At 46.9% G+C, this 23,868-nt stretch carries 17 protein-coding genes; all 17 read right to left on the bottom strand.

What is annotated here, in order from left to right; translation table 11 throughout:
• Positions 1–150 precede the first annotated feature (150 nt).
• Positions 151–621, bottom strand: a complete 471-nt coding sequence (locus ACEN8J_RS08350) for a MarR family winged helix-turn-helix transcriptional regulator (protein ID WP_341039458.1) — start codon at positions 619–621, stop codon at positions 151–153.
• A 276-nt stretch (positions 622–897) separates the two neighbouring features.
• Positions 898–3,360, bottom strand: a complete 2,463-nt coding sequence (gene gyrA, locus ACEN8J_RS08345) for a DNA gyrase subunit A (RefSeq protein WP_254325447.1) — start codon at positions 3,358–3,360, stop codon at positions 898–900.
• A 22-nt stretch (positions 3,361–3,382) separates the two neighbouring features.
• Positions 3,383–5,362 (bottom strand): DNA topoisomerase IV subunit B, encoded by a 1,980-nt coding sequence (parE, locus tag ACEN8J_RS08340; RefSeq protein ID WP_013310617.1) that lies wholly within the window; start codon positions 5,360–5,362, stop codon positions 3,383–3,385.
• A 98-nt stretch (positions 5,363–5,460) separates the two neighbouring features.
• Entirely contained in the window at positions 5,461–6,450 is a 990-nt protein-coding gene (locus tag ACEN8J_RS08335) for an ABC transporter permease (RefSeq protein ID WP_165146826.1), read from the bottom strand.
• A complete protein-coding gene (locus ACEN8J_RS08330; RefSeq protein WP_029518152.1) occupies positions 6,443–7,519 on the bottom strand; it encodes an ABC transporter ATP-binding protein in 1,077 nt (358 codons plus the stop codon). The genes ACEN8J_RS08335 and ACEN8J_RS08330 overlap by 8 nt, the downstream gene beginning before the upstream one ends.
• Complete coding sequence (locus tag ACEN8J_RS08325; RefSeq protein ID WP_039271184.1) at positions 7,519–8,466, bottom strand: GDSL-type esterase/lipase family protein; 948 nt, start codon at positions 8,464–8,466, stop codon at positions 7,519–7,521. Before ACEN8J_RS08325 ends, ACEN8J_RS08330 begins: the two co-directional genes overlap by 1 nt.
• A gap of 139 nt (positions 8,467–8,605) precedes the next feature.
• On the bottom strand, positions 8,606–9,286 hold the full coding sequence (locus ACEN8J_RS08320; RefSeq protein ID WP_029518154.1) for a TIGR00266 family protein: 681 nt from the start codon (positions 9,284–9,286) through the stop codon (positions 8,606–8,608).
• Between the two features lie 227 nt (positions 9,287–9,513).
• Entirely contained in the window at positions 9,514–10,254 is a 741-nt protein-coding gene (locus ACEN8J_RS08315; protein WP_029518155.1) for a CAP domain-containing protein, read from the bottom strand.
• Between the two features lie 207 nt (positions 10,255–10,461).
• Positions 10,462–10,923 carry a GNAT family N-acetyltransferase gene (locus ACEN8J_RS08310; RefSeq protein WP_013310623.1) on the bottom strand — a complete coding sequence of 154 codons (462 nt, stop codon included), beginning with the start codon at positions 10,921–10,923 and terminating at the stop codon, positions 10,462–10,464.
• A complete protein-coding gene (gene purT / locus ACEN8J_RS08305) occupies positions 10,916–12,100 on the bottom strand; it encodes a formate-dependent phosphoribosylglycinamide formyltransferase (RefSeq protein WP_029518156.1) in 1,185 nt (394 codons plus the stop codon). The genes ACEN8J_RS08310 and purT overlap by 8 nt, the downstream gene beginning before the upstream one ends.
• A 130-nt stretch (positions 12,101–12,230) precedes the next feature.
• Positions 12,231–14,069: an ABC transporter ATP-binding protein gene (locus ACEN8J_RS08300; RefSeq protein WP_029518157.1), complete on the bottom strand. Its 1,839-nt coding sequence runs from the start codon at positions 14,067–14,069 to the stop codon at positions 12,231–12,233.
• The gene (locus ACEN8J_RS08295; RefSeq protein WP_029518158.1) at positions 14,066–15,841 is read right to left on the bottom strand and encodes an ABC transporter ATP-binding protein; all 1,776 of its coding nucleotides are present in this window, start codon (positions 15,839–15,841) and stop codon (positions 14,066–14,068) included. Before ACEN8J_RS08295 ends, ACEN8J_RS08300 begins: the two co-directional genes overlap by 4 nt.
• A gap of 263 nt (positions 15,842–16,104) precedes the next feature.
• Entirely contained in the window at positions 16,105–19,755 is a 3,651-nt protein-coding gene (locus tag ACEN8J_RS08290) for a dynamin family protein (protein WP_241113298.1), read from the bottom strand.
• A gap of 481 nt (positions 19,756–20,236) precedes the next feature.
• Positions 20,237–20,509, bottom strand: coding sequence for a hypothetical protein (locus ACEN8J_RS08285; protein ID WP_013310628.1), 273 nt, complete (start codon positions 20,507–20,509; stop codon positions 20,237–20,239).
• A gap of 58 nt (positions 20,510–20,567) precedes the next feature.
• Entirely contained in the window at positions 20,568–21,242 is a 675-nt protein-coding gene (nth, locus tag ACEN8J_RS08280) for an endonuclease III (protein ID WP_029514969.1), read from the bottom strand.
• A 213-nt stretch (positions 21,243–21,455) separates the two neighbouring features.
• Entirely contained in the window at positions 21,456–22,106 is a 651-nt protein-coding gene (locus tag ACEN8J_RS08275) for a GerMN domain-containing protein (RefSeq protein ID WP_029514971.1), read from the bottom strand.
• 45 nt (positions 22,107–22,151) lie between these two features.
• Positions 22,152–23,651: an N-acetylmuramoyl-L-alanine amidase family protein gene (locus ACEN8J_RS08270; RefSeq protein ID WP_165146832.1), complete on the bottom strand. Its 1,500-nt coding sequence runs from the start codon at positions 23,649–23,651 to the stop codon at positions 22,152–22,154.
• Positions 23,652–23,868 lie beyond the last annotated feature (217 nt).

The raw sequence follows: 23,868 nt of genomic DNA, 5'->3' as shown, positions 1-23,868 counted from the left end.
GTCAACATTCACCCAAATACCACCTATACTTCAACACAAAAAAGGCGCGGGTATGAATACCACGATAGGTATTTACATCCGCGCACTCCTACTTACCTTAAAATGATAACCTGCTGCGTACAGCTACTTTTCATGTAGCCACCATTCTAGTTATTCTGCTCGTTCTATTTGTTCCTTTACTCCCTCAGCCTCACGTGTCATTACTGAAGTTTTCGCCTTAGTTGTAATTTTCCCCAACAAATAAACCAGCAAATTTTGATTGTGCTGAGAAATACGGTTTAGTGCAGAACCCAGAAAATCATCCCGGATTCGCAATCCACGCTCTACTTCTTCTCTCCCTTGATCCGAGATAACAATCCATACAATTCTACGGTCCTTTACATCTCTGAAACGGGTGACCAGTCGATTCCGCTCCATCCGATCCAGCAGCATCGTAACCGCGGCTGGTGTGGTGGCGAGATATGGGATTAGTTGAGACGGTTTCATACGGCCGTATTCGTTCAAAACCTCCAGCACCGTAAGTTGAGCTTCCGTTAGTGATGGAGCCAGCTGCTGCTCCATATGAACCTTATAATCCTTAGCCATTCTGGACCAGATTTTCGCAAATTCAGTCGTTTGCATTTTGCCTCACTCCTTTAAATAACAGGGTCAGTAAAAGCATCAAAGTTACCGTATGGGCCACCGTCCGGATTGTATTTCATCACATTAAATTTTCGCCATTTAGCCCCGGTTTCCTGCCGTTTTTGAAGCATGAAATGAAAAGGGGAAGGAAGTCTCACCTGGGTTTTGAAGGCTGGTCAGAGTTCGACACCATGACGGCAAAAAGGTCCTCATTCGTGCCGGAATGGCACGAGAGGACCTCTCTTTTTCGAGCTAATAAGCGCTTGACTTTTCCTATTATTCTATAGACTGAGAAGCTTGCGGCTCACTACGCAGCAGCACATTCACAATTTCGTCCTTCTTCTCCACTGGAGCCAGCAACTTGCCTGTATCCTTTCGGTCGGTCAAAGGAGCCTTTTCCGAAAGGAAGGACATCGTTTGTCCTTCTGCTGTGATTGCAAATAATTGAACAGCTTCACGGCAATAGAAAGCTGCCACGATTCGAGTTCCATTCGAACGTACTCGTTTGCCTTCCTTGAACTCAAAGGTGGTGATACCTTTGCCGCCTCTTCCCTGTGTAGGATAGTCCAACAGAAGCGTACGCTTACCATAACCAGACTCGGTCAGCACCAACACTTCTCCTTCATCCTCTTCTACCCACAACGCCGCGATAATTTCATCGCCTTCCGCCAGCTGTATACCTTTGACACCAGCCGAGACGCGGCCCATCGCATTAACCTCTTGCTCCTTGAAGCGTATACTCATTCCCGCGCGGGTAATCAGCATAATATCCCGGGTACCCTCGCTTAACGTTACCGATAATACCTCATCGTCCCCTGCTACTTTGCAGGCGGCTACGGCACTAGAACGTTTTGTAGCATATTCTTTCAATTCTGTACGCTTTACTTGGCCCTTCTTGGTTACAAATACCAGGCTTTTGCCGATTTCCTCAATGTTTTTGAGCGGAATAACACTTACGATACGATCTTCCTTCGATAACGGAATGACGTTGACAATTGGAGTGCCCGGCTCTTTCCACTTATACTCTGGCACCTGATGTACAGGCAATAAAAAGTATTGTCCGCGCTGAGTGAAGACGAGCAATACATCCAGCGTATTCACATCAAGTAATTGGGTAACGTAATCCCCTTCTTTAACACCGGAACTTGAACGTTCCCCGCCTGAACGAGTGAATGACAACATACTTGTACGTTTCACATAGCCATCTTTCGAGAGTGTCAGCAACACATCCTCTGCTCCTACCATGACTTCCAGGTTTACCTTAATCTCTTCTACCTCGCCCTGGATATCTGAACGACGGTCAATGCCGTACTTTTCGCGAATTTCCAACAGTTCCTTGCGAATCAGGCTGATCAGCTTACGGTCACTTTCCAGAATAGAACGATATTGCGCGATTTTTTTCTGGATGTCACCCAGTTCTTTTTCAAGCGTGGTGATTTCCAGATTGGTGAGACGGTACAACTGCAAAGTCAAAATAGAATCAGCCTGACGTTCGCTAAAACCAAACATCCATTGCAAATTATTTTGCGCGTCCTGGCGGTTTTTGGAAGCTTTAATGGCTGCGATGACCTCATCCAGAATGTTCAGTGCTTTGACCAAACCTTCTAGCACATGGGCACGATCCTCTGCCTTTTCCAGTTCATACTGGATACGGTGAGTGACAACTTCGCGTTGATGGGCGATATACGCTTCCAAAATGGACTTCAGTCCAAGCTGATGTGGCGCCTTGTTCACAATGGCTACCATGTTGAAGTTATATGCCACCTGTAGGTCGGTTTTTTTTAGCAAATAAGCTAAAATTCCTTCTGCATCGGCTTCCTTCTTCAGCTCCACAACGATGCGCAAACCATTTCGTCCACTCTCGTCACGAACCTCGGCAATTCCTTCCACTTTTTTCTCCAAACGGATATTTTCCATGGCGGTTACGAGCCTTGATTTGACGATCTGGTATGGGATTTCGGTAATGACCAGCTGCTGCTTACCTCCGCGCAAGGACTGAATTTCCGTTTTGGAACGAATATAAATGCGTCCTTTTCCCGTACGGTAAGCGTCCTTGATGCCTTCGCCACCCATAATGAGTCCACCAGTCGGGAAATCAGGACCTTTAATAAAGGTCATAATCTCTTCCAACTCAATCTCCGGCTTTTCCATCACAGCAATGCTGGCATCAATAACTTCGCGTAAACTATGCGTAGGGATCTCTGTCGCAAATCCCGCCGAGATTCCACTGGAACCGTTCACCAATAAATTTGGATAACGAGACGGCAACACAACAGGCTCTTTGGCCGAGTTATCAAAATTGTCCTTGAACAAAACCGTACGCTTTTCAATATCGCGTAGCATTTCCATTGCGATCGGAGACAAGCGAGCCTCCGTGTAACGCATAGCTGCTGCCGGATCATCATCCTGGGACCCCCAGTTACCGTGACCGTCCACCAGCACGTGACTCATTTTCCAGGGCTGTGCCATCCGTACCATGCCGTCGTAAATCGACGAATCACCGTGGGGGTGGTAATTACCCATTACGTCCCCAACGGTTTTGGCCGATTTACGATATGCTTTATCCGGCGTATTGCCCGAGTCGTACATTGCATAAAGAATCCGACGTTGTACGGGTTTTAATCCGTCCCGTACATCGGGTATCGCCCGATCCTGAATAATATATTTGGAATATCGGCCAAAGCGGTCACCGACCACTTCCTCCAGAAAAGCTGGCAAAAACTGCTCCGATAAGCTCATGTATACACCTCTTTTGATAGCACTACTCTACGTATTCCGTGAAATCTACGTTTTCCACGATCCAGCGTTTGCGCGGATCCACCTTATCACCCATCAAAGTGGACACCCTACGTTCAGCCTTGGCTGCATCCTCTATCTGAACGCGTAACAAGGTGCGTGAATCGGGATTCATCGTTGTTTCCCATAACTGATCAGGGTTCATTTCCCCAAGTCCTTTATAGCGCTGAAGCTCAAAATTCCGTCCAAATTCTTTTAAATAATTATCAAGCTGCTCGTCAGTCCAAGCATAACGCACCGTTTCGAGCTTACCCGACTTTCGAGTTATTTTATACAATGGCGGTTGAGCAATAAATATGCGTCCTGCATCAATAAGCTCTTTCATGTACCGATAAAAGAACGTCAACAACAGCACTTGAATGTGCGCACCATCTGTATCTGCATCGGTCATAATGATGATTTTGGAATAATTGCTGTCTTCCAGCGAAAACTCTGTTCCTACCCCCGCACCAATAGCTGCTGTAATAGCACGGTACTCATCATTCTTCATAATATCCGCCAGTTTGGATTTCTCCGGATTCATCGGCTTACCCTTTAGCGGTAAGATGGCCTGAATTTTGGAATCCCGTCCCTGCTTGGCTGATCCTCCAGCCGAATCGCCTTCCACAATAAACAACTCATTACGTGTAAAATCCTTGGACTGCGCAGGCGACAGTTTACCATTCAAATTGGAACTTTCACTGCGCTTTTTACCGGAACGCATCTCATCCCGAGCTTTACGTGCAGCTTCACGCGCTCTGGATGCTTGAACTGCCTTCTTGATCAAAGTTTGTGCTATCTGCGGATTTTCTTCCAAAAAACGCTGCATCTGCTCAGATACGATGGCATCCACTGTACTCCGTGCCGAAGCGCTACCCAGCTGATCCTTTGTCTGACCGACAAATTCAACCTCAGCCATCTTGACACTGATTACAGCCATCATGCCCTCACGTAGATCGTTGCCCTCCAAGTTTTTATCCTTTTCTTTCAACATCACCGTTTTGCGCGCATAGTCGTTCATGACACGAGTGTAAGCGGTTTTGAATCCCGTTTCATGCGTACCTCCGCCACGTGTCGGAATGGAGTTAACGAACGAAGCAATCGTCTCTGTATAACCCGCATTGTACTGGATGGCAATCTCTACTTCAATGTCTTCTTTCTCGGCATTAAAGTGAATAACGTCATGCAGCACATCCTTGCCCTCATTCAGAAAAGCAACAAACTGACTTGCGCCACCCTCATAAAAATACTCATCTGACTTTCCGCTGCGTTCGTCTTTAAGTTGAATACGAAGGCCCGAATTTAGAAAAGCAATCTCCTGAAGGCGTTCAGCCAACGTATCGTAGTTAAAATGAATGCCTGCTTGAAAAACACGAATATCCGGTTTAAAAGTAATTTTCGAGCCCGTCTTGTTAGTATTGCCCAGCACTTCAAGGCCTGTGGTCGGTTCCCCGACATGCTCCACGCCCTTCTTGTCCTGCCAATATTCAAACCGCTGACGGTGAATCTTGCCGTCCCGGTAAATTTCTACTTCAAGCCATTCCGAAAGAGCGTTCGTTACAGATGCACCTACACCGTGCAGACCCCCGGACTTTTTATATCCCGAACCGCCAAACTTACCTCCGGCGTGCAAAATGGTGAATACAACCTGAGGCGTAGGAATTCCCGTTTTGTGCATTCCCGTAGGAATACCGCGCCCGTTGTCTGATACCGTAATGGAACCGTCCTTATGCATTGTAATATCAATGCGAGAGCAAAACTTGGCGAGATGTTCATCCACCGCGTTGTCTACAATTTCCCATACCAAATGATGCAGCCCCGAAGAACTGGTGCTCCCGATGTACATGCCCGGCCGTTTGCGAACTGCCACAAGCCCTTCGAGCACTTGAATGTCGTCCGCGCCATATTCTGAAGCTCCGCTTTGTGTGCCGGACACTCCCGCAGACAAGTCGATTTTGTCGACCATTCATGCTCCCCCTTTGTCTAATCGTAACCGTGTTTTGCCTTATTCTTGATGATTTTCACCAAAAATGCAAACAGATGTTTTCTTTTACCTTGTCCATTTTAATTCAATATATCCCGTTTCGTAAAGACGGCGAATGAAACAATCAATGCCGCAGTCCCCCAAATGCCCAGTACAGCTAAAGAAAAGGGTAAAGTCATTCCCTCAATCGGGGCGGGGCTTCCAGATAAATAATCGGTTAATTGGAGGTTAACCATAAATAAATATTTAGCACTCTGCCAAGACGAAGCCATGTTTGTCAAAATAGTGCCCGAAATGAGTGCAGCCATCATGACCACGATACTTGCCGCCGTACTTCGTACCAGGACAGATACCATAAAGGCTAACGAAGCTACCACAAGACTGACAAACCAGATTAATCCGGCTTGCAGCATCAGATAATGCCATTGTGGAATCGCATGTACAGCAGACAAATCCACCGTCGATCCAACAATTTGAAATCCGGTAAATACCGGAACATTAAAACCGCGAAAACCAAAAAACAAGCCTGATATCACATAGCTAATTACAAATACAGCCAAAATGATGAGCGAAACGAACATGTACAATGTCAGCAGCTTACTCAGCAGTATTTTCCACCGCCTGACTGGGCGGGTCAGTAACATTTTTATCGTGCCTGTCGTCCGTTCTCCTGAAACCAAGTCGGAGGCTATAGCCATAATCAACAATGGAACGAACAGATTTATGGAATTATCCATAAACTCTCTGGTAAAAGTGACACCACTCGGCTCATTCGGATTCACATCATTTTCCAAATAATATTGCATCTGCTGCACAAAGACCCGACGGTAGGTCTTCCATTCCTCGGGAACCCGGTCACTTCCCAGCGAGTTTTGATTATCGGTAATCGCCTGACGCAGTTCAAGCCGCCAATCATTGCCGAATTTTTCGCGATTGTTTTCTGCCACTTTCATCTGAGCGTACGTAAAAATCGGCACAAGCACAAGTAAAACTAGTAAAATGACATAAAATCGTTTCTTCTTGATAATTTTGAGTGTTTCATTTTGTACGAGCGGTAAAATGTTATTCAAGTATCTCACCTTCCGTCATTTTCAGGAATAGCTGCTCCAGTGTAGGGTTGATTTTGGTTACACCTTTTACGGAAATACCGGAAGCCGTCATTTGTGTCACCAGCTCCGCAATATGCTCTTCATCCATTTCTGTAAAAATTGCATCGGCTCCGCTACCTGCAACAATACTGTCATCAATTAATTCATCGGCGTTCGTAATCATTTGCACATGCGGAGAATTTTGCAATATGGCAAGACCCTGATCACGAGGCTCCAGTTGCCATACGGCCATATGTGAGTGCGTCTCAACCAGTTCTCGTACACCACCTACAGCTAGCACCTTTCCCCGACTTATAATTGCCACCCGATCACATAGCAGCTGGATTTCGCTAAGCAAATGACTGGAAACAAATACAGCCATGCCTTCTGCCGCTAGCAAACGGATAAAAGCTCTCATTTCCTTGATCCCCTTGGGGTCTAACCCGTTGGTCGGTTCATCCAAAATCAGCAATTTCGGTCTACCGAGCAAGGCTTGGGCTATACCAAGACGCTGGCGCATTCCGAGAGAATACGTACTTACTTTATCATGGATACGGCGATCGAGCCGAACCAGCTCAACGACTTCGCGGATACGCTGTTCGTCTACACCAGGCTGCATACGGGCAAAATGCTCTAAATTCTCCCAACCTGTCAGATAGCTGTACACCTCTGGATTTTCCACAATAGAACCAATATGCCGTAAAGCCTGCTCAGGGTCACGATTTACATTATGTCCACAGACAGTAATCGTCCCTTCCGTAGGCTTAATTAAATCGACCAGCATACGAATAGTCGTCGTTTTCCCAGCCCCATTAGGGCCGAGAAATCCGAAAATTTCACCCGCACGAACGTCGAATGTTACATCATGAATGATCATTTTGCGTTTGATACGTTTCTTAACGTGCTGAACAGAGAGAACTGTTTCGTTATTGCTTCTGTCTCTGCCTGTGCTGCCAACCTGATTGGCGGAATGGAAACTGGACACTGCATCCCTTGAGGTCGAATTTTCGGTTATTCCAGTCCCGTTCTTGTCAGCAGATTGGATGCTCATTAGTTGTTCCCTCCCTTTTTCACTTCAGCAGGTTGGCTGCTTGTAGACTGTTGTTCATTATCCACTTTATCGGCATCCTTCGTGTTTGCAACTGCAAACCCTTGCGCGATACGTTCAGCGATTGCCTGATAGCCCTGTCCGTTTGGATGAAAATGATCGGATGATAAATAGACGGGCAAATTTTGCTGGAATAAATCGAAAGTTGGAACCAGAGTCATATTGCTGTTTTGGTTGGTAATTGCCATGGCAGCCAGATTCCATTCTGTTACCACAAGATTACCGGGAATTTTCATTTCCTGCAGATCACTGAATGGATTATATAATCCGACATAGATAATTTTAGCATTCGGATTGATTTTCCCTACCTTTGTCAGCACTTTTTGCAGACGTTTGGCGGCATCAGGCACAGCTTTACGCAAACCACTGAGTGTAGGCGGCTCTTTGCCGGTTTGGGCAGCCTGAGCCCCCTGAAATAAATCATTTCCGCCAATCGAGACCATAATAACGTTAGCCTTTTTCAACACATAAGAAACACCAGGCTCATCCAGCTTGGTCAATAGTCCTTGAGTCGTCAGTCCATTAATCCCCAGATTATTTATGAGCTGAGCCTTATGGCCTTCCTGATTATTTAACAAGCTCACCGACCGACGCACAAAACCACTTCCGGAGTCATCCCCCGTGCCTTTGGCTAGCGAATCTCCAATGGCAGCTACCCGAAACTCTCCCGTCTGATTAGTAGCGGATGGCGCAGTTTGTGTCTGCGATGAACCGGAATGTACAGGTTGAGTGCTAACCATTGGCTCTGGAGCCGTGATACTTTGTACTGCTGTAATAAATCCGTACAATAATAGCAATGTGGCGGCAATGGAAACGGAACCGACAGACCGCCAAATCCATTTTGATGAATTCACTCGTGTTCCCTCCTGATAGCTTAGTGAAATAAACATAAAGCTTCTTATATCATTTTGCAAATAAACCGTTCGGAATAAAAGCGCAATAAATGCTTAGAGTCACATATAATTTCCCATGAACATGCAAAAAAAGGATGGCAAATGACCATCCTTATCTCTAATCAAACGAATCAAACTATTTGCTATCAGGGATGAAACTTTTGATCCATTGTCCAAAACTGCCCGGATTTCGACTTTGTATCAGTACCGTTCCTTCACCGCGAAAACGGCATACAAGCGCTTCTCCACTCGTTACGCTGGACAACCAGCCTTTCGATGCTTTTTCAATTTTATAATCCATATAATCCGGCCATGCCACCAGATGAGCATTATCAATAATACGCTCCTCTCCTGGCGCGATATAAATGGGATGAATGGCTCCATAAGAGGATAGGAATACCGTACCTCGACCACTGATTTCTACGATAAAAAAACCTTCACCGGAGAATAAACCTTTCATCAGGTTTTGCATTTTGGTGCTAACCTCAATGCCTTCTGTACAAGCTAGAAAACCGTCCTTTTGGACCATCAACCTATACGTGCCATCCAATTCCACCGCTTGTACATCACCTATACTGGCAGGGGCTAACAACACTTCAGCCGGCCCACGGGCTGCCCTCAGTTCTTGAAAAAAGAATTTTTCTCCGCTTAGCATTCTGCCTAAACCACGTAACAGTCCACCGTCTACCGTCCCCTTTATATCTACACTGGAAGACATGGAAACCATTGCTCCCATTTCCGCTTTGATCATTTCCCCGGGGTTCAACTGCACCTTGAGCATAGCAAAGGCACCTTCATGCACGATTTCGTAGCTCATTTGCTCACCTAGCTTTCCATAAATAGTCTGCTATCCATTCAACTTGCTGCTATCATACTATAAATACGTCCCTTATGTCTTTTCTGGTATAAAGCAAGGGTTATGCCTGTGGAGGAATAAGAGACACCAAAAGACCCGCTGAACGTGTCAGCGGGTCTCCAGATTAACGTCATGCCACTATCTTTTCATAACAGCGGCATGACGTTTCGAACGTATTTACTATCATCTTAGTTACGTGTGAACTCTTGTACCCAATATCCATTGTAGTAAGCCACACCGATTTGCGTATATTCTGCCTTCAAAATATTCTCACGATGTCCCTGACTGTTCATCCAAGCTTTCATTACTTCTTGTGGTGTTTGTTGTCCCATAGCAATATTCTCACCCGCATACGTATAAGTTACACCGAACTTTTTCATCATATCAAAGGGTGAACCGTAGGTCGGAGATGTATGGGAAAAGTAATTGTTCGTGCTCATGTCCTTCGCCTTGGCTAAGGCTACTTCTGTAAGCTTCGCATTAGATGTAAGGGGCTTCAGACCTTTTTGGCTGCGCTCGTTGTTTACAAGCTTTACAACCTCAGCTGCAAATTGGGACTTGCTGAGTTGTGCATCAGACCCTGCAGACTGACCCGCGCCTGAGTTTGTGTTTTGTTTTTGGGCCTGTTGCTTGTTACTAGACTGCGAAGCCTTTTGGCTACCTTGTTTGGTTGTTGTTTGCTTGCCGGATGAAGGATTTGCTGTTTTGTTTTTAGCCTTGTCCTTTTCAGATGCATCCTTAATTACGGTCTTTGTTATCGTAGTCGTCCCGTTGGACATATTGACGGTATATCCGTTATTTTGAAACCACTGTTGTAGTTGGGCAGTCAAATCGTCAGCTGGTGAAGCTGATGCCGGAACGATGAATCCTGCGGATAAAATGGCGCTTAGACTTCCCATCACAAGTGTTTTTTTCAACATATTCTTCATTTCGTCATCTCCTTGTTGTATAAATGCCTTGGTGTGAACGCGTCCGGTTACAACTTTGTAATCTTTACTCTAGCAGTATATCATGTTTTATAGCAGGATCAATGGTATAAAAGTTGGAAAAAAAATAGCCCCGCTCGGAATGAACCATGCGGAACTAAGTTAAAAGTAGTGAGGCTTTAAGTATTAAATTGTCTTGTTGTAGGCTGATTATCTAAGCTTTTTGCTGAAACGGTAGCCTTGCTTTTCAAAGCCGATTCGGTTGTAGAAAGCCCGGGCCTCTACTTGTTTGATGCGGTTATTCGCTCCAGTAATGAATAAATGATAGCATCCTTGCGCACGTCCCCACTCCTCACCACAAGCCACCAGGCGCTTGCCAATGCCCTCGCCGCGATACTCCCCGCTCACGACTAGCATGGTGATTTGTACGGCAGGATCAGGATAAGCCAAGCTTTGAGCCGTATGCATGCCGATTACTCCGACAACACGACCATCCATTTCTGCAACCATCATATTCGCTTGACTGTCCTCCCGCGTTGTTCCCATAACTTCTTTCATTACACCACAAGTCATCGGGTATCCGACTTCTCTTAGTAGTCCTGTTACGGCTTCGCAATCGCCAAGCTCTACGGAACGAATTGTCAGTACTGGAATCATCACATTGTTAGACATGATTTACCTCCACTTTCAGCATATTAGCAGCTTCTTCGGCCGTCTTCCGTGCTGTTTCCACATCTTCTGCAGCGCTAAGCGCTACAGCCATCCGGCGACCCGGCTTGGTTTCTGGCTTCCCGAACACTCGCACCTGTGTCCGGGGTAGCAATAATGCATCATGCAGACCGCTTATTACAAAATCCCGCGTAGCCACTTCTGCCTTCAAAGTAGCTGAAGCTCCTGGTGTAAGCAACGTGACAGATGGCACTGGGAATCCGAGGATGGCCCGCACGTGAAGTGCAAATTCCGACAAATCCTGCGTGATCATGGTCACCATACCTGTATCATGCGGACGAGGGGATACTTCACTGAATATGACGCCATCAGTCGTTAAAAATAGCTCTACGCCAAACAATCCGTAACCACCCAGTTCATCCGTAATCGTACGGGCAATGTCTTCCGCCTCCGAAAGCTGCTTGTCCGTCATGCCATGGGGCTGCCAGGATTCGACATAATCCCCATCTTTCTGAATATGGCCAATCGGTGGGCAAAAAGTCGTACCCGAAACCGATCTGACGGTCAATAAGGTGATTTCGCTCTCAAACGGGACAAAAGCTTCAACAATGACACGTGTAGTTTTGGCACGCGCGCCTTCCAGCGCCGTATTCCAGCAGGATTCTGCATCTTCGATTGCCCGGCATACAGACTGCCCTTTACCCGACGAACTCATCAAGGGCTTGACCACGCATGGCGTGCCCAGCTCATGAACCGCCGACCGCAACTGCTCAAAGTTATCTGCAAAACGATAGGCAGCAGTCGGAAGCTGTAATTTCTCGGCAGCCAGCCTGCGGATACCTTCCCGGTCCATCGTAAGACGGGCGGCACGGGCCGTTGGTACTACGTGAAATCCTTCTTGCTCTAATTCTTCCAAAGCACCCGTAGCAATAGCTTCGATTTCAGGTACAATTATGTCGGGCTTTTCCTCACGAATTAGTGCCTTCAACGCCTCAGCATCCTGCATATCCAGACAGTGAGAGCGATGGGCTACCTGCATTGCTGGAGCCAGTTCATAGCGATCAACAGCAATACATTCCACGCCAAGCCGCTGAGCTTCAATAATGACTTCTTTTCCCAATTCGCCGCTACCCAGCAGCAGCATCTTCTTAGCCTTGGCAGAAAAAGGAGCACCCCACATCTTGAACTCTTCCCCCTCTGACGAAAATTGCTCTGATCTCTTTTCATCTTTATTTTCAGGGTTTAGCTCCAAGAATGCAATAGTGCTCGGCATTTAAATTTACAAAAAACGCGATTTTTTGATCTTTTTTTTACAAAAATCTGAACTGTGCTTCCACCAGCCCCCGATATATTCCATGTTTTTTCATCAATTGTTCATGATTACCACTTTCTTGGATTTCCCCATGATCCAGTACAACGATATGATCAGCATTTCGAATGGTAGACAAACGGTGAGCGACCATAAAAGAAGTTCTGCCTTCCAGTAAAACCTGAAGAGCCTCCTGAATTTTCAACTCCGTTTCTGTATCAATACTGGCTGTGGCCTCATCCAGAATAAGAATTCGCGGATTAGCCAGCAAGGCACGAGCAAAGGATAAGAGCTGTCGCTGGCCCATGGACAGCATTCCCCCCCGCTCCTCTACTTCTGTTTCATAGCCAGCTGGCAAGTGAACAATGAATTCATGAGCATTGACCGCCTTCGCAGCCGCTTCAATTTCCTCATCCGTTGCATCCAAACGGCCAAATCGGATATTATCGCGTATCGTCCCCGAAAAAATAAATGTATCCTGAAGCACGATGCTAATCTGGCTTCGCAAGCTCTCCACCGTGACATCACGCACATCTTGACCGTCAATCGTAAGCCTCCCTGACGTAATGTCATAAAAACGGCTGAGCAGATTAATAATTGTACTTTTACCTGAGCCGGTGTGACCCACAAGCGCTATAGATTGACCCGCTTCGACGGAAAGACTAATACCTTTAAGCGCCTGACGTCCCTTCTCATATTCAAAAATGACCTTTTCAAATTGGATGTCACCCCGAATGGGTGGCAAGGCTTTTGCTCCCGGTTTGTTTGCAATATTCGGCTGTTCATCCATAAACTCAAAAATTCGTTCTGACGAGGCCATCGCAACCAGTAACTGATTATACATTTGGCCCAGCCGATTAATCGGCTCCCAAAAGTTCCCAACATAGTTGGCAAACGCAACCAGCAGTCCCACTGTAAGCTGATCTGTCTGAATTAAATGCGCTCCAAACCAGAACAGCACAAGCGTACCAAAACCTCCGGTAATATCAATAAGTGGGCCAAAAACCTGATTCATGGCAGAAGCCTTATCCCACGATTTTTTGCTAGAGCTGTTCATATCGTCGAAATAAGCCATGTTTTCCTGCTCCTGCGTATACGCTTGTGTCACACGAATCCCCTGAATAGACTCATTCAAATGAGAGTTGATACGCGAGTTCTTCATACGCACTTCTTGCCAAGCGCGACGGATGCGAACGCGCAGCTTGGTCGAGATCAAAAACATGATCGGAACGGTCACAATTACTGCCAAACCGAGCTTCCAGTTAATAAGCAGCAAAATGACAATAATTCCGATAAGCTGTACGCAGTCAATCAGGACATTCACTGCACCGTTCGTAAAAAGATCCTGTAGCGAGTTAATGTCATTCGTCACGCGCACTAATACAGAACCTGCCGGTCTCTTATCAAAAAAGTTAAAGGATAGCTTTTGAATATGCTTGAACAAATCTTCACGCAAATCGTAAATAACCCGTTGACCGATAATATTGGTGAATTTAATGCGGTACGTGCTGGCTGCCCATTGAATTAAATATAACAAGAGCACGGCACCCGTGATGAGCAGCAGTAACTTTACGCTGGGTAGTGCAGGCCATGCGGGAGCAATTGCCTTATCAATGGCCAGACTGATCAAATAAGGAACCGTCAGTTTGGTAATGGTACCAAGAATCATCATGACCAGAAGGATCGGCAGAATCTGACGGGCATAGGGCTTCATGTATGCCAGCAAACGTTTGAATTCTGACCAGTTAAACGGTTTGTCAATGACATCATCATCTTGATAGACAAAGCGCTCATTCGTCGGTTTTTTTAACGGTTTGGCTTTTTCTGCGGGTATATTCATGGTCTCACCTGCCCTTCGGATACACCGTCTGGAGCCTGAGCTATGTAATCGGCGTATTGAATATGATACACATCCTGATATGGACCTGGAGTAGCAATAAGCTGTTCATGTGTTCCACGCTGGACGATTCGTCCTTCCTCAAGCACCACAATTTCATTGGCATGGCGAAGCGAAGAGATTCGATGAGCGATTATAAATGTTGTTCGACCACGCATAACCTCTTGAAAACCGGTCTGTATTTCATGCTCTGTTTCCATATCGACCGCACTGGTAGCATCATCCAGTACCAGAATTTTCGGATTTTTGAGTAGTGCGCGCGCGATGGCGATCCGTTGTTTCTGCCCTCCGGACAGTCCCAATCCACGTTCTCCAACGACAGTGTCATATCCCAGCGGTAGTTCAGTTATGAATTCATGCGCCTGAGCCAGTTTGGAAACGCGTATGATGTCATCCATACTGACATGGCTTAAACCATATGAAATATTATTACGTATAGAGGACGAAAACAAAAACGTCTCCTGAAACACAGAAGAAATTTGAGCACGCAAATCACGAATCTTCAAGTGACGTATATCCTTGCCATCCAACTTGATACTTCCTGCATTCACATTATAAGCACGCATGAGTAATTGAATAATGGTAGACTTCCCTGACCCCGTTCCTCCTAAAATTCCAATGACTGATCCTGGCGGTGCGTCTAAATTGATGTCAACAACAGCAGGAAGCTTATTTCCGTAAGCAAAGGTAACATGTTCAAACGTAACATGTCCTTCCACCTGATCGGCATCGAGTGTAAGTGCTCCGGCTTCATCGGTTACATCTATGGACTGATTTAGCAGTTCCAAGACCCTTTCACCAGAAGCTTTGGACTGCGTATAGTTATTGATATGAAAGCCAATGCTCCAGATGGGGCCGATAATATACCAAATTAAGCTAAAGAAAGCGACGAGCTGCCCCAAGGTCATTGACTTCTGAATGACCAGATACCCGCCCATGCCCAACAGAAGGACCACACTGACAGAAGCAATTAGTTCCATAGCAGGGAAGAACCGACTCCATAAGGAAGCAGCTTGAATTTGATTACTTTTGTATTGCTCATTACGTACTGAAAATTTCTCAACTTCATATGATTCGCGGGCAAAAGATTTGACGGTTCGCACACCTGTTATGTTTTCTTGGACTGCTGTCGTCAAGGCGCTAAGGGCAATCCGCATTTCCTGAAAGGTGGGATGAATCCGGGATTCAAACTTGAATGTGACGAAGAGCAGCAATGGCATGCTGATCATCGTAATGAGGGTGAGCTGCCAGTTAATATACAGCATCATCATAGAGCCGAATACGACCATCAGTAGCACATTGAGGAGTTGGGCAAAACCAAACCCAATAAAGTTACGAATTGCCTCCAAATCACCAGTCAGTCGGGACATGAGATCACCCGTTTTGGCCGTGTCATAATATCTAAAGGACAAAAATTGCAGCTTTTCGTAACAAGCATTGCGGAGGCGGTATGCCAGGTAGTTACCTAGCCGTCCACCAAAAAAACCATGTAAAAATTGCATGAACCCTTTGATGATGACTACTCCCAGCACAGTCAGAGCCAGCGCCGGAACTTTCCCGAAGTCACCGGGGATGATAGCGTTATCAATAAGCCTTTGGAGCAGGTTCGGATACACCAGTCCCAGAGCCGTCGCTATCGCAAGGCATAAAATAGAAAGAAACAGATAGTGTCTCCTCTCGCGAAAAAAAACTTGCAGTTGCCTGAGCACTTCCATGTCAATGTCCCTCCATTAGTTGCACGACGTTGTTATATGGCTTAGTGAAGTTTACCATTCGCGTTCCAAGGCGGCAAAGAGGATAACGAGCCGTATTCAGGCAGGTTATCAATTGGTGGCTGATTAGACAAATTAAATCGCTTTCTTATTATTGAATGTGGCTATTTACTCAGTATTGCTTTCTTTTTGGAGCATGCATAAAACACCGGGTTGTCCCACAACCCGGTGTCCTGATCTTTAATCATTGGTGAACATATTTATCTTTACTCCAAAGCCGCAATCTTGCCAGCAAGTTCTTCCCAAACCTGTGGCTGCTCACCGCCCATAAGGGCATGCTCCATGCCACGAGTCGTCTCCAGCATTTGCTCTCGAAGCTGAGCTTTCTGCCACAATTGTTCCTCCTGCATCAGCGTAACGTAAAAAGCAGACATTCGTTCACGTTGCTGATCCACAGCTTCCCCGATTCGCTCGCGTAATATCGGCTCCAGTTTGGTTTGTAGATTCGCTCGACCAGTTCCTTCAAAAAATAGCTTTGGATTTTTAAAGCTATTCCAATAATCCTTCCAATGAATGGACTCCTGCAGGGAAATTTCCTTCAGCTCGGGAACAGCCCATTTTCTCGATTCAGGTATTGTGCAATCTAGTCCTGGCAACTGATGGTTCATGTGTTCTACGCACTGTTGTATAGCCTTGTGCACCAAAGTTTGTCCCGTTTTTTCCAGCTGGAGTGTGGTTGCCAGTAATTCCTGAGACAGCTCCAGTTCGATTAAACGCATCAGCTCACGACCACAAGATGCAAAAGCCGAACGAAGATCACCTACTCCTTCACGCAGAACAGATGGATGAAACGCCTCTGCCATAAATTCTCCAGTCCGATAGGACAGCCTTTGACGTACATGATACAGCAGTTCATCGGTCTCGCCCGATAACACAGATGCACCGTTGCTATCAGTCAGGCCTAGGAGTGTATGCTCCAATTCCCCACGGATGCGAGTTAATCGCTCTAATCGTATCTCCCGTTCTTCCACGCTATAGCGGGCATCGGCTGCATGTTGCTCTATGCGGTTCCGCAGCCGGGCCAGTTCCTGCATAGCCGAAGCGATGGACAAACCTGCCAGCTCTTCGGCTGCAAATGCCGAGAAATCATCTTCAAATGCATCAAAACGTGAAGCTGAACGCAGCGAAGCCTCTCCCTGTTCGGTAGCTTCCAACGCCAGCATACTGGAAAGCGGATAAATACGTGGTTTTCGGATTCCATTCGCCTGTAGTTGTTCCTGTACATGCCGGGTAACAGAATGCAGTTCTTCTTCAGAAGAAGCCAGATCTGATGCATTAACAATAAAAAACGTCTGATCCAGTGCCATGGTCTCTTTAACTCGACCTAGTTGATTCAGGAACTGCCGGTCGCCTTGCGTAAACGCATGGTTATAATAGGTGACAAATACAAGAGCATCCGCATGCTTCATATAGTTGAAGGTCACGCCTGTGTGCCGTGCATTCACAGAATCCGCTCCTGGCGTATCCACTAGCACGATGCCCTGACGGGTCAGAGCACAATCATAATAAAGGTCAATATGCTCCACAAAGCATGATTTGTGCTCAGACGCGACAAAATCCCGATACTGCTCTAAATTCACCTGAAGCTGTTGTCCCAGCAAGCTTTCAGCTTCTTCCCATCCGGCTGCGGCAGCCTTTAAAAAACTATAATGAGGCCTGCCCGCAGGATGGATGCCTTCCGGAGATAAAGCATGAACGGCTTCTTGCCAGCCCGCTGCCCCTGGCTCTCCCAATCCTAATAACCGAAATGAGTATTTAAGATCTTCCCGCAACGCGTCCACTGATTTCATATGGACGTCAGCCGTGGCATGGCGCTCAGCACTTGCAGGCGCCATTATGCGGTTAATCGCCGCTGTCGTCGGATGCGGCGATACGGGCAACACAGCTTCACCCAACAAAGCGTTGGCAAAGCTGGATTTCCCAGCGCTGAACGCTCCGAACAGCGCCAGCGTAAACTGCCCGCCCTCCAGCGCAGCGGCGCGGGCATGTAAATCCCGTACCGCCGCTTGCATGGCAGGGTACGGACTTACGAGGGCAGCGGCAGCCTTCAATTGGGCCGCTGCTGCATCCAACCGCGTGCGGCGGCCTCCAGCGGCAGGCTGTGCTGCCGCCGTCCCTGCTAGCGGCTGTGCCGATGCGTTGCGCGGGCCAGCGATGCCTGGGCGCGCAACGCCCGTTGGCGCCGCAGCAGCGGCGGTATCGGACGCCGATGCAGGCGCGTCCGCACAGGGCAACCCGCTTGGCGCGGGAGCCTGCGGCAGCAAGCTGCGCAACAGGTTGGCGTACGAAGCCGAGGCCTGCACGCGAGTGCTGTAGCGGCTCGCCGCCTCCGCCTGCGCCAACAGCGCAGTGTGCTTCTCTGCGAGAGCCGCGCGGCGGGCTTTGGCTCGCACTGCTAGCTGGGCCAGCAGGCGGTCTAGCAGCGTCAGCGCCTTGCGGCGGCAATCGGCGGTCACAGCAGCGCGTAGGTCCTTGCAATAGTTTAACGTATACTCTGGCGACAACGCATTTTCCTTCACCGTCTGCTCTACCAGTTGCCGGTCTATCACAGGACGGATGCCATCCAGCTCCTGCTCCATCGCAGAGGTCCACAACCCCTGACCGTCACCCCAAGACCGCAGAAGCTCCCGTACATGAGGAAGCAATTGTCCCTCCACCTGATCAGTCAGCATTCCTGTCAGCCGTTCCAAACGGCTTTCCTTTTCTCGCTCAGTCTTTCCTCCTGCAAACCATAGTCCTGTTTTGAAGCCCGGCTTGCGGCTCTCTAAGTATTCGCCTGCGGCTTCACGTAGCTCCGCTGGCGTCAAATGTGCGTGTTCCAGTAGATGATCCAGCTCTTGACGCAGCCGTTTACGCTCCTGCTCCGGGAGCATCTTCCAGTGTTCGTCTTCTTGCTGCAAGGTTTTCTGCTCTATATCCAGCCGCAAAATGGCTTCTTCCCCACCCGCTTCTTTTAGCAGTGTGTTCAGTTCCTCTTCTTCAGCTGACTGCACAGTCTCTACATGTTGCTCTACCAAATGATGCATAGAGGACACTAAACTGTATGCCAAAAGCTCTGTTTTTCGCTCCAGCAATTTCGGAATCAGGTGCGTCAACTGTTTCCACTGGTTCCATGGATGATTCTGCTCCTTCAAGGAAGTAAAAAGGATGTCCGTATAATGAACTTGCCAGGCGTGAAAGCTAGTCTCCACCTCATTACGATAACGTGTAAATGAAAGCTCCCGCTCCCGGTGTTTATCGATTTGATTGATGATCAAATATAACGGCTTGCCCCAATCCGATAAACTTTTGGCAAAAGACAAATTATTTTCAGATTGGACATGGTTGTAATCCATTACATAAAAAACAATATCTGCCCAATGTAAAGCAGAATGTGTCGCCAGCGCATGTCCGTGGTCTGTGGAATCGACGCCGGGTGTATCCAGCAGCACTCCTCCGTTAGATAATATGGGAACATCCTCCCACACTTGAACCGATTCATAGGCTCCACCATTTTTACAATACTCAGCAAGCTCGGACAGGGAGGCTTCCATGCTTTCCGGCTCTGGATTTTCCGCTGTTTGGGCTGGATGAATGAGTGCTCTCGGACGTCCATAACGGATGGACACTACATTAGCGCTCGTAGGCACCGGTCCAGATGGCAGGACGGTTTTACCACACAGGCTGTTAATCAGGCTCGATTTACCCGCTGAAAAATGTCCACAAAAGGCAATGGTCAGCTCCTGCGCATATGCTTTTTCCAGCAGATCCCCTACCGCCTTCGCTCCCGCTTCATCCCCGGCTTTACGCAGTGTATTCTGTATCTGTTCTATCGTATCCAACCACTTTCCCGCATCCCCTGTAATCGTTTGCATCATAAGCTACGGTTCCACTCCTTATCACTTGTCTGCACCAAATAGCTATATTGTAGCATTCCTAAGCCATTGTGAGAATCATCACATCAAAAAAACTAAACAGCGCTCCCCGCCAGTACCTGGCTTTAGGGAACGCTGTTTTCGTACATGATAACAAAAAGTTCATTTTATTCTGTCCAAAACGGATCATTAGGAATAAGTATTTAGGCAACCGAATGCATTTATCAAAGCCCTCAAGGGACAACGACGAAGCAAGATATGTAAACAACGGGTGAGCCTGCTCATTACGTACATTCACCTTTTGGAACATGCGGAACGAGACACCATAATTCAGGGTACAAAATGTATGCACACTTCATTGGAAGAGGCTCTATCCACATCAGGATGGTCTGCAAGGTTCGTGTATATATGCGCCTTCGGGCTGGTTAAACCAGCCGAGCCGCCTATACCGGAACATGCAACGCATGTCGTCCGCTAATTGAACTTAATTGGCTGCAGTCTCAAGCACTGGCAGCAAAATTTCAAATACTTGACCATGCTGTAAAATCGTAATCCCACGGGATTTATCCTTCATTACGACCACTTCTGGCTTTTGTGACATACGCTCCAGATAATGCTCAGGTACATCACCGGAATGACTAACCGTGATTCCCTCAAGCTCGCGCTCTTCGTTTTCAGCAAATTCTGTTGTTACAATTTGCTCAAAAATATCAGAGAATGCTTCAAAATTGTCTGTATATACCGAAATGCACTTCATACTCTTCATCCTTTTCTACACATAAATGGTTAAACCCTCTTGTTACCTTTGTGGGTCTTTAAGCTCTACGTTCCTTATCTTTTCTGATAAGAGACGTTTTCATACGTTTCTTGCCTTCCCTGCATACATCAAGCAACGGACACACCTGACATTGAGGGTTTTGAGCTTTACAATGGTAGCGCCCGAAAAAAATGAGCCTGTGGTGGGTCAAAGACCATTCATCCCTAGGAACCCTCTTCATCAGCTTTTTTTCCACCTCAAGCACTGAATCATCCCACCCTGCAAAGCCGAGTCGTTTTGAAACGCGCTCTACATGCGTATCTACCGCAATAGCTGGTACATTAAAAGCAGTAGATACAACGACATTAGCCGTCTTGCGGCCAACACCGGGTAGCTTAACCAGTTGATCGTGCTCCGAAGGTATCTCTCCCCCGTACTGGTCTATTAAAATACGACAGAGGTTATGAATATGCTTGGCCTTGTTTCGGTACAAGCCGATTCTGCGAATATCCTGCTCCAGTTCCTCAAGAGGAACAGCTAGGTAATCCTCAGGTGACTTGTATTTTTGAAACAGGTCTGCCGTTACTTTATTGACCATCTGATCGGAGCATTGAGCAGACAATAACACGGCGATCGTTAATTCAAAAGCATTGTCATGGTTCAACTCACAATGGGCATCCGGAAACATCGTACCGATGGTGTCCAATATATGACGTGCGGTTGCTGCATTCACGGAAATCCTACCTCCTACCAAAAAAAACGTCTTGATACGGGATAGCCCGCATCAAGACGGTCACTCTAAATAATCATCCGGAAAGAAACGAATACTATTTGTGCATGACTGCCTGCATAGGCGAGAAATACACTCCTATATTATCATTATCTGTCACAGATTGCACGTGAAAAGTGTGCAAATTCCCAAGAAATTTTCATAGCGTCTGATCGGTTAGCGACTCATGGGATGATCCAAATCTACATGCCCCATTAAGGACTCTAGAGATTGACCATCTACGAGCAAATCCAGCGTTTTGACTTCCTTGAATTGGAACATCGTTTTCTTCAAGGCATCGATAGCCAATTCCTCGCCGCCAGCTCCCAATCGAGCCTCGTCCGGCAGGGAAATATCAAAAGTCAATGCACCGTTATCCAATTTGATCTTATGCACGGAAATTTTCTCGGACCACAACGGGATTAGAGCAGAATCCCCACTCTTTTGCAGAGCTTCAAACGCTTTTTGCAACTTTTCCAGCTCGCTTGGATAGGTAATTTCCTTTTTCTGTTCTTTCAAGCCATTCTCTTGAGTATCCGTATAGTACACCGTAATCTGTTGTGTTTGTCGATCTCCTGAATTTTCCGTGTCCGTCTTGGTCTTTGTAGGCTCTGTTGACGGAGATGCAGGTGTTTGACTCGCCCCATTATTTTCAGCAGACTGAGCCGATGGATCAGGGGTCGTCTGTTCGGGTGTGCTATTTTGTGCATTAGAAGTTTGTGTTTCCTGAGATGGAGTCGCAGGAGCCGTTGTTTGCTTAGAGGCACACCCTGCACCTGCAATGGCAAACAGTGCCAGCAGACCTGCAATTACGATTTTCTTGTTCATATGTCCCCCTCCTTGCTTGACGTTGACAAGCGATTTGTTGAAGATTTATTTTACGTCGAGATACTCTGTGATTCCATCTGCAATCCCTTGAGCTACCCGGTTTTGAAAATCTTCATCAAACAGTGTGGCTTCCTCTTTTGCATTACTCAGATATCCTACTTCAAGCAATACGGCTGGCATAGTCGTTTCCCGAATTACATGGAAATTGCCATAACGAATGCCGCGGTCTGTTAGGCCCGTCGCAGGTGCAAAGTACTTGTGCATAACGTTGGCGAACGCTTTGCTTGCACTACGCTGGTAATACGTCTCTGTACCGTTGGAAGCTGAGCTACCGCTGCTGTTAGCATGAATGGACACGAACACGTTAGCATTAAGGTTTTCAGCTACTTTTACGCGCTGTTTAAGCTCCAAGAATGTATCATCACTGCGTGTCAGCACAACCTCAAGTTTGGGGTTCTGCTTTAATATGCTTTCTACTTTCAGAGCCATCGCTAAGTTGAAGGTCTTTTCATAGTTTTTTCTCGAAACACCAACTGCTCCAGAATCTTTTGCTCCATGACCAGCATCAATAACAACGACCTTTTTACCATTGCTGTTCGTTGGTGATGTCTGTGTGTCATCCGGCTGTGAGCCATCTGGTAACGTTGCGTCTGGCATGGTATTCACTGAATCTTTGGAAGCCAGATCGACGATAACACGATTCGAGCCATCATTATATGCGGTATAATTCATGGCATGTTTCAAATCAATAACAACGCGCACCGTTGAAGGTTCCTTTTGGAATAAAGCATAACGGATACCGGACACATCCGCTTCATTCTCAATGTCCAGCGAACCATTTAAGCTGCTATCCAGCTTTTGCTGGTCTCCGAAATTGTCAGCAAACGCAGTCGCTGGCAAATCCACCACTACCCGATCAGGGCCTGTCATCGTAAACGCTTTCGCCTTAACGGCACTGGCTGTTGTGATAGTTAAACGGTTTTGGCTGAAACTGATTCCCTGCACCTGTGTAACACCTGAGTTTGCATTATTCGTTGGTGCAGTTACACTTCCAGTACCTGTACTGTTATTTCCGGACTTGGGAGGTGTAAATTCCCCGTTTCCAGACCCGCTACTGCGGGTATATAATTTTACGGACTTGGAGCTGCTGTCCCATTTTACGTCCAGTCCCATTTGCTCGCCGATAAAACGAAGCGGTACAAGGGCATAATTGGAACGCAGCAGAGGCGAAGCATCCAGACTAATGTCGCTTCCATTGACAGTCGCCGTCTTACTTCCGATTATCATTCGGATCAAGGTACTGTCCTTCTCAATCGTTATGGTTCGCGCCTGCTGCTTCCATGTCACGTCATATCCCAAATTTTCAGAAATTACGCGTAGCGGGACCATTGTACTTCCGCCAATTACTTGTGCCTTAGCACCACTAGGGACACTTAACTGTTGATCGTCGAGATAGATTTGTGTTCCACTCGAAGCCGCATGTCCATAACCCGGAACCGCCCACATGAAGACAAATAATAACAACAAAAAACCAAATTTCTTCATTCGTCACCCTTCCATTCATAATTTTTTTGCCACATGCTCCGGTGCGGCGACCTGATATACGCGCTTATGTAATATCAGACAACCTTTTAGACGTTATCTCACACCAAAAGTTGCGAATATATTCCATCATAACAGAAATATACGTGCCAAAGAACTACTTTTGTCGAATTTTGACTAAAAATATAGATCATTTGCTTTCCGTCAAAAGTCACAGCCG

Source organism: Paenibacillus sp. Paensp38, assembly GCF_059491915.1.
Note: the sequence above shows the minus strand (reverse complement) of the source record. Positions and strands in the feature narration are given on the sequence as shown.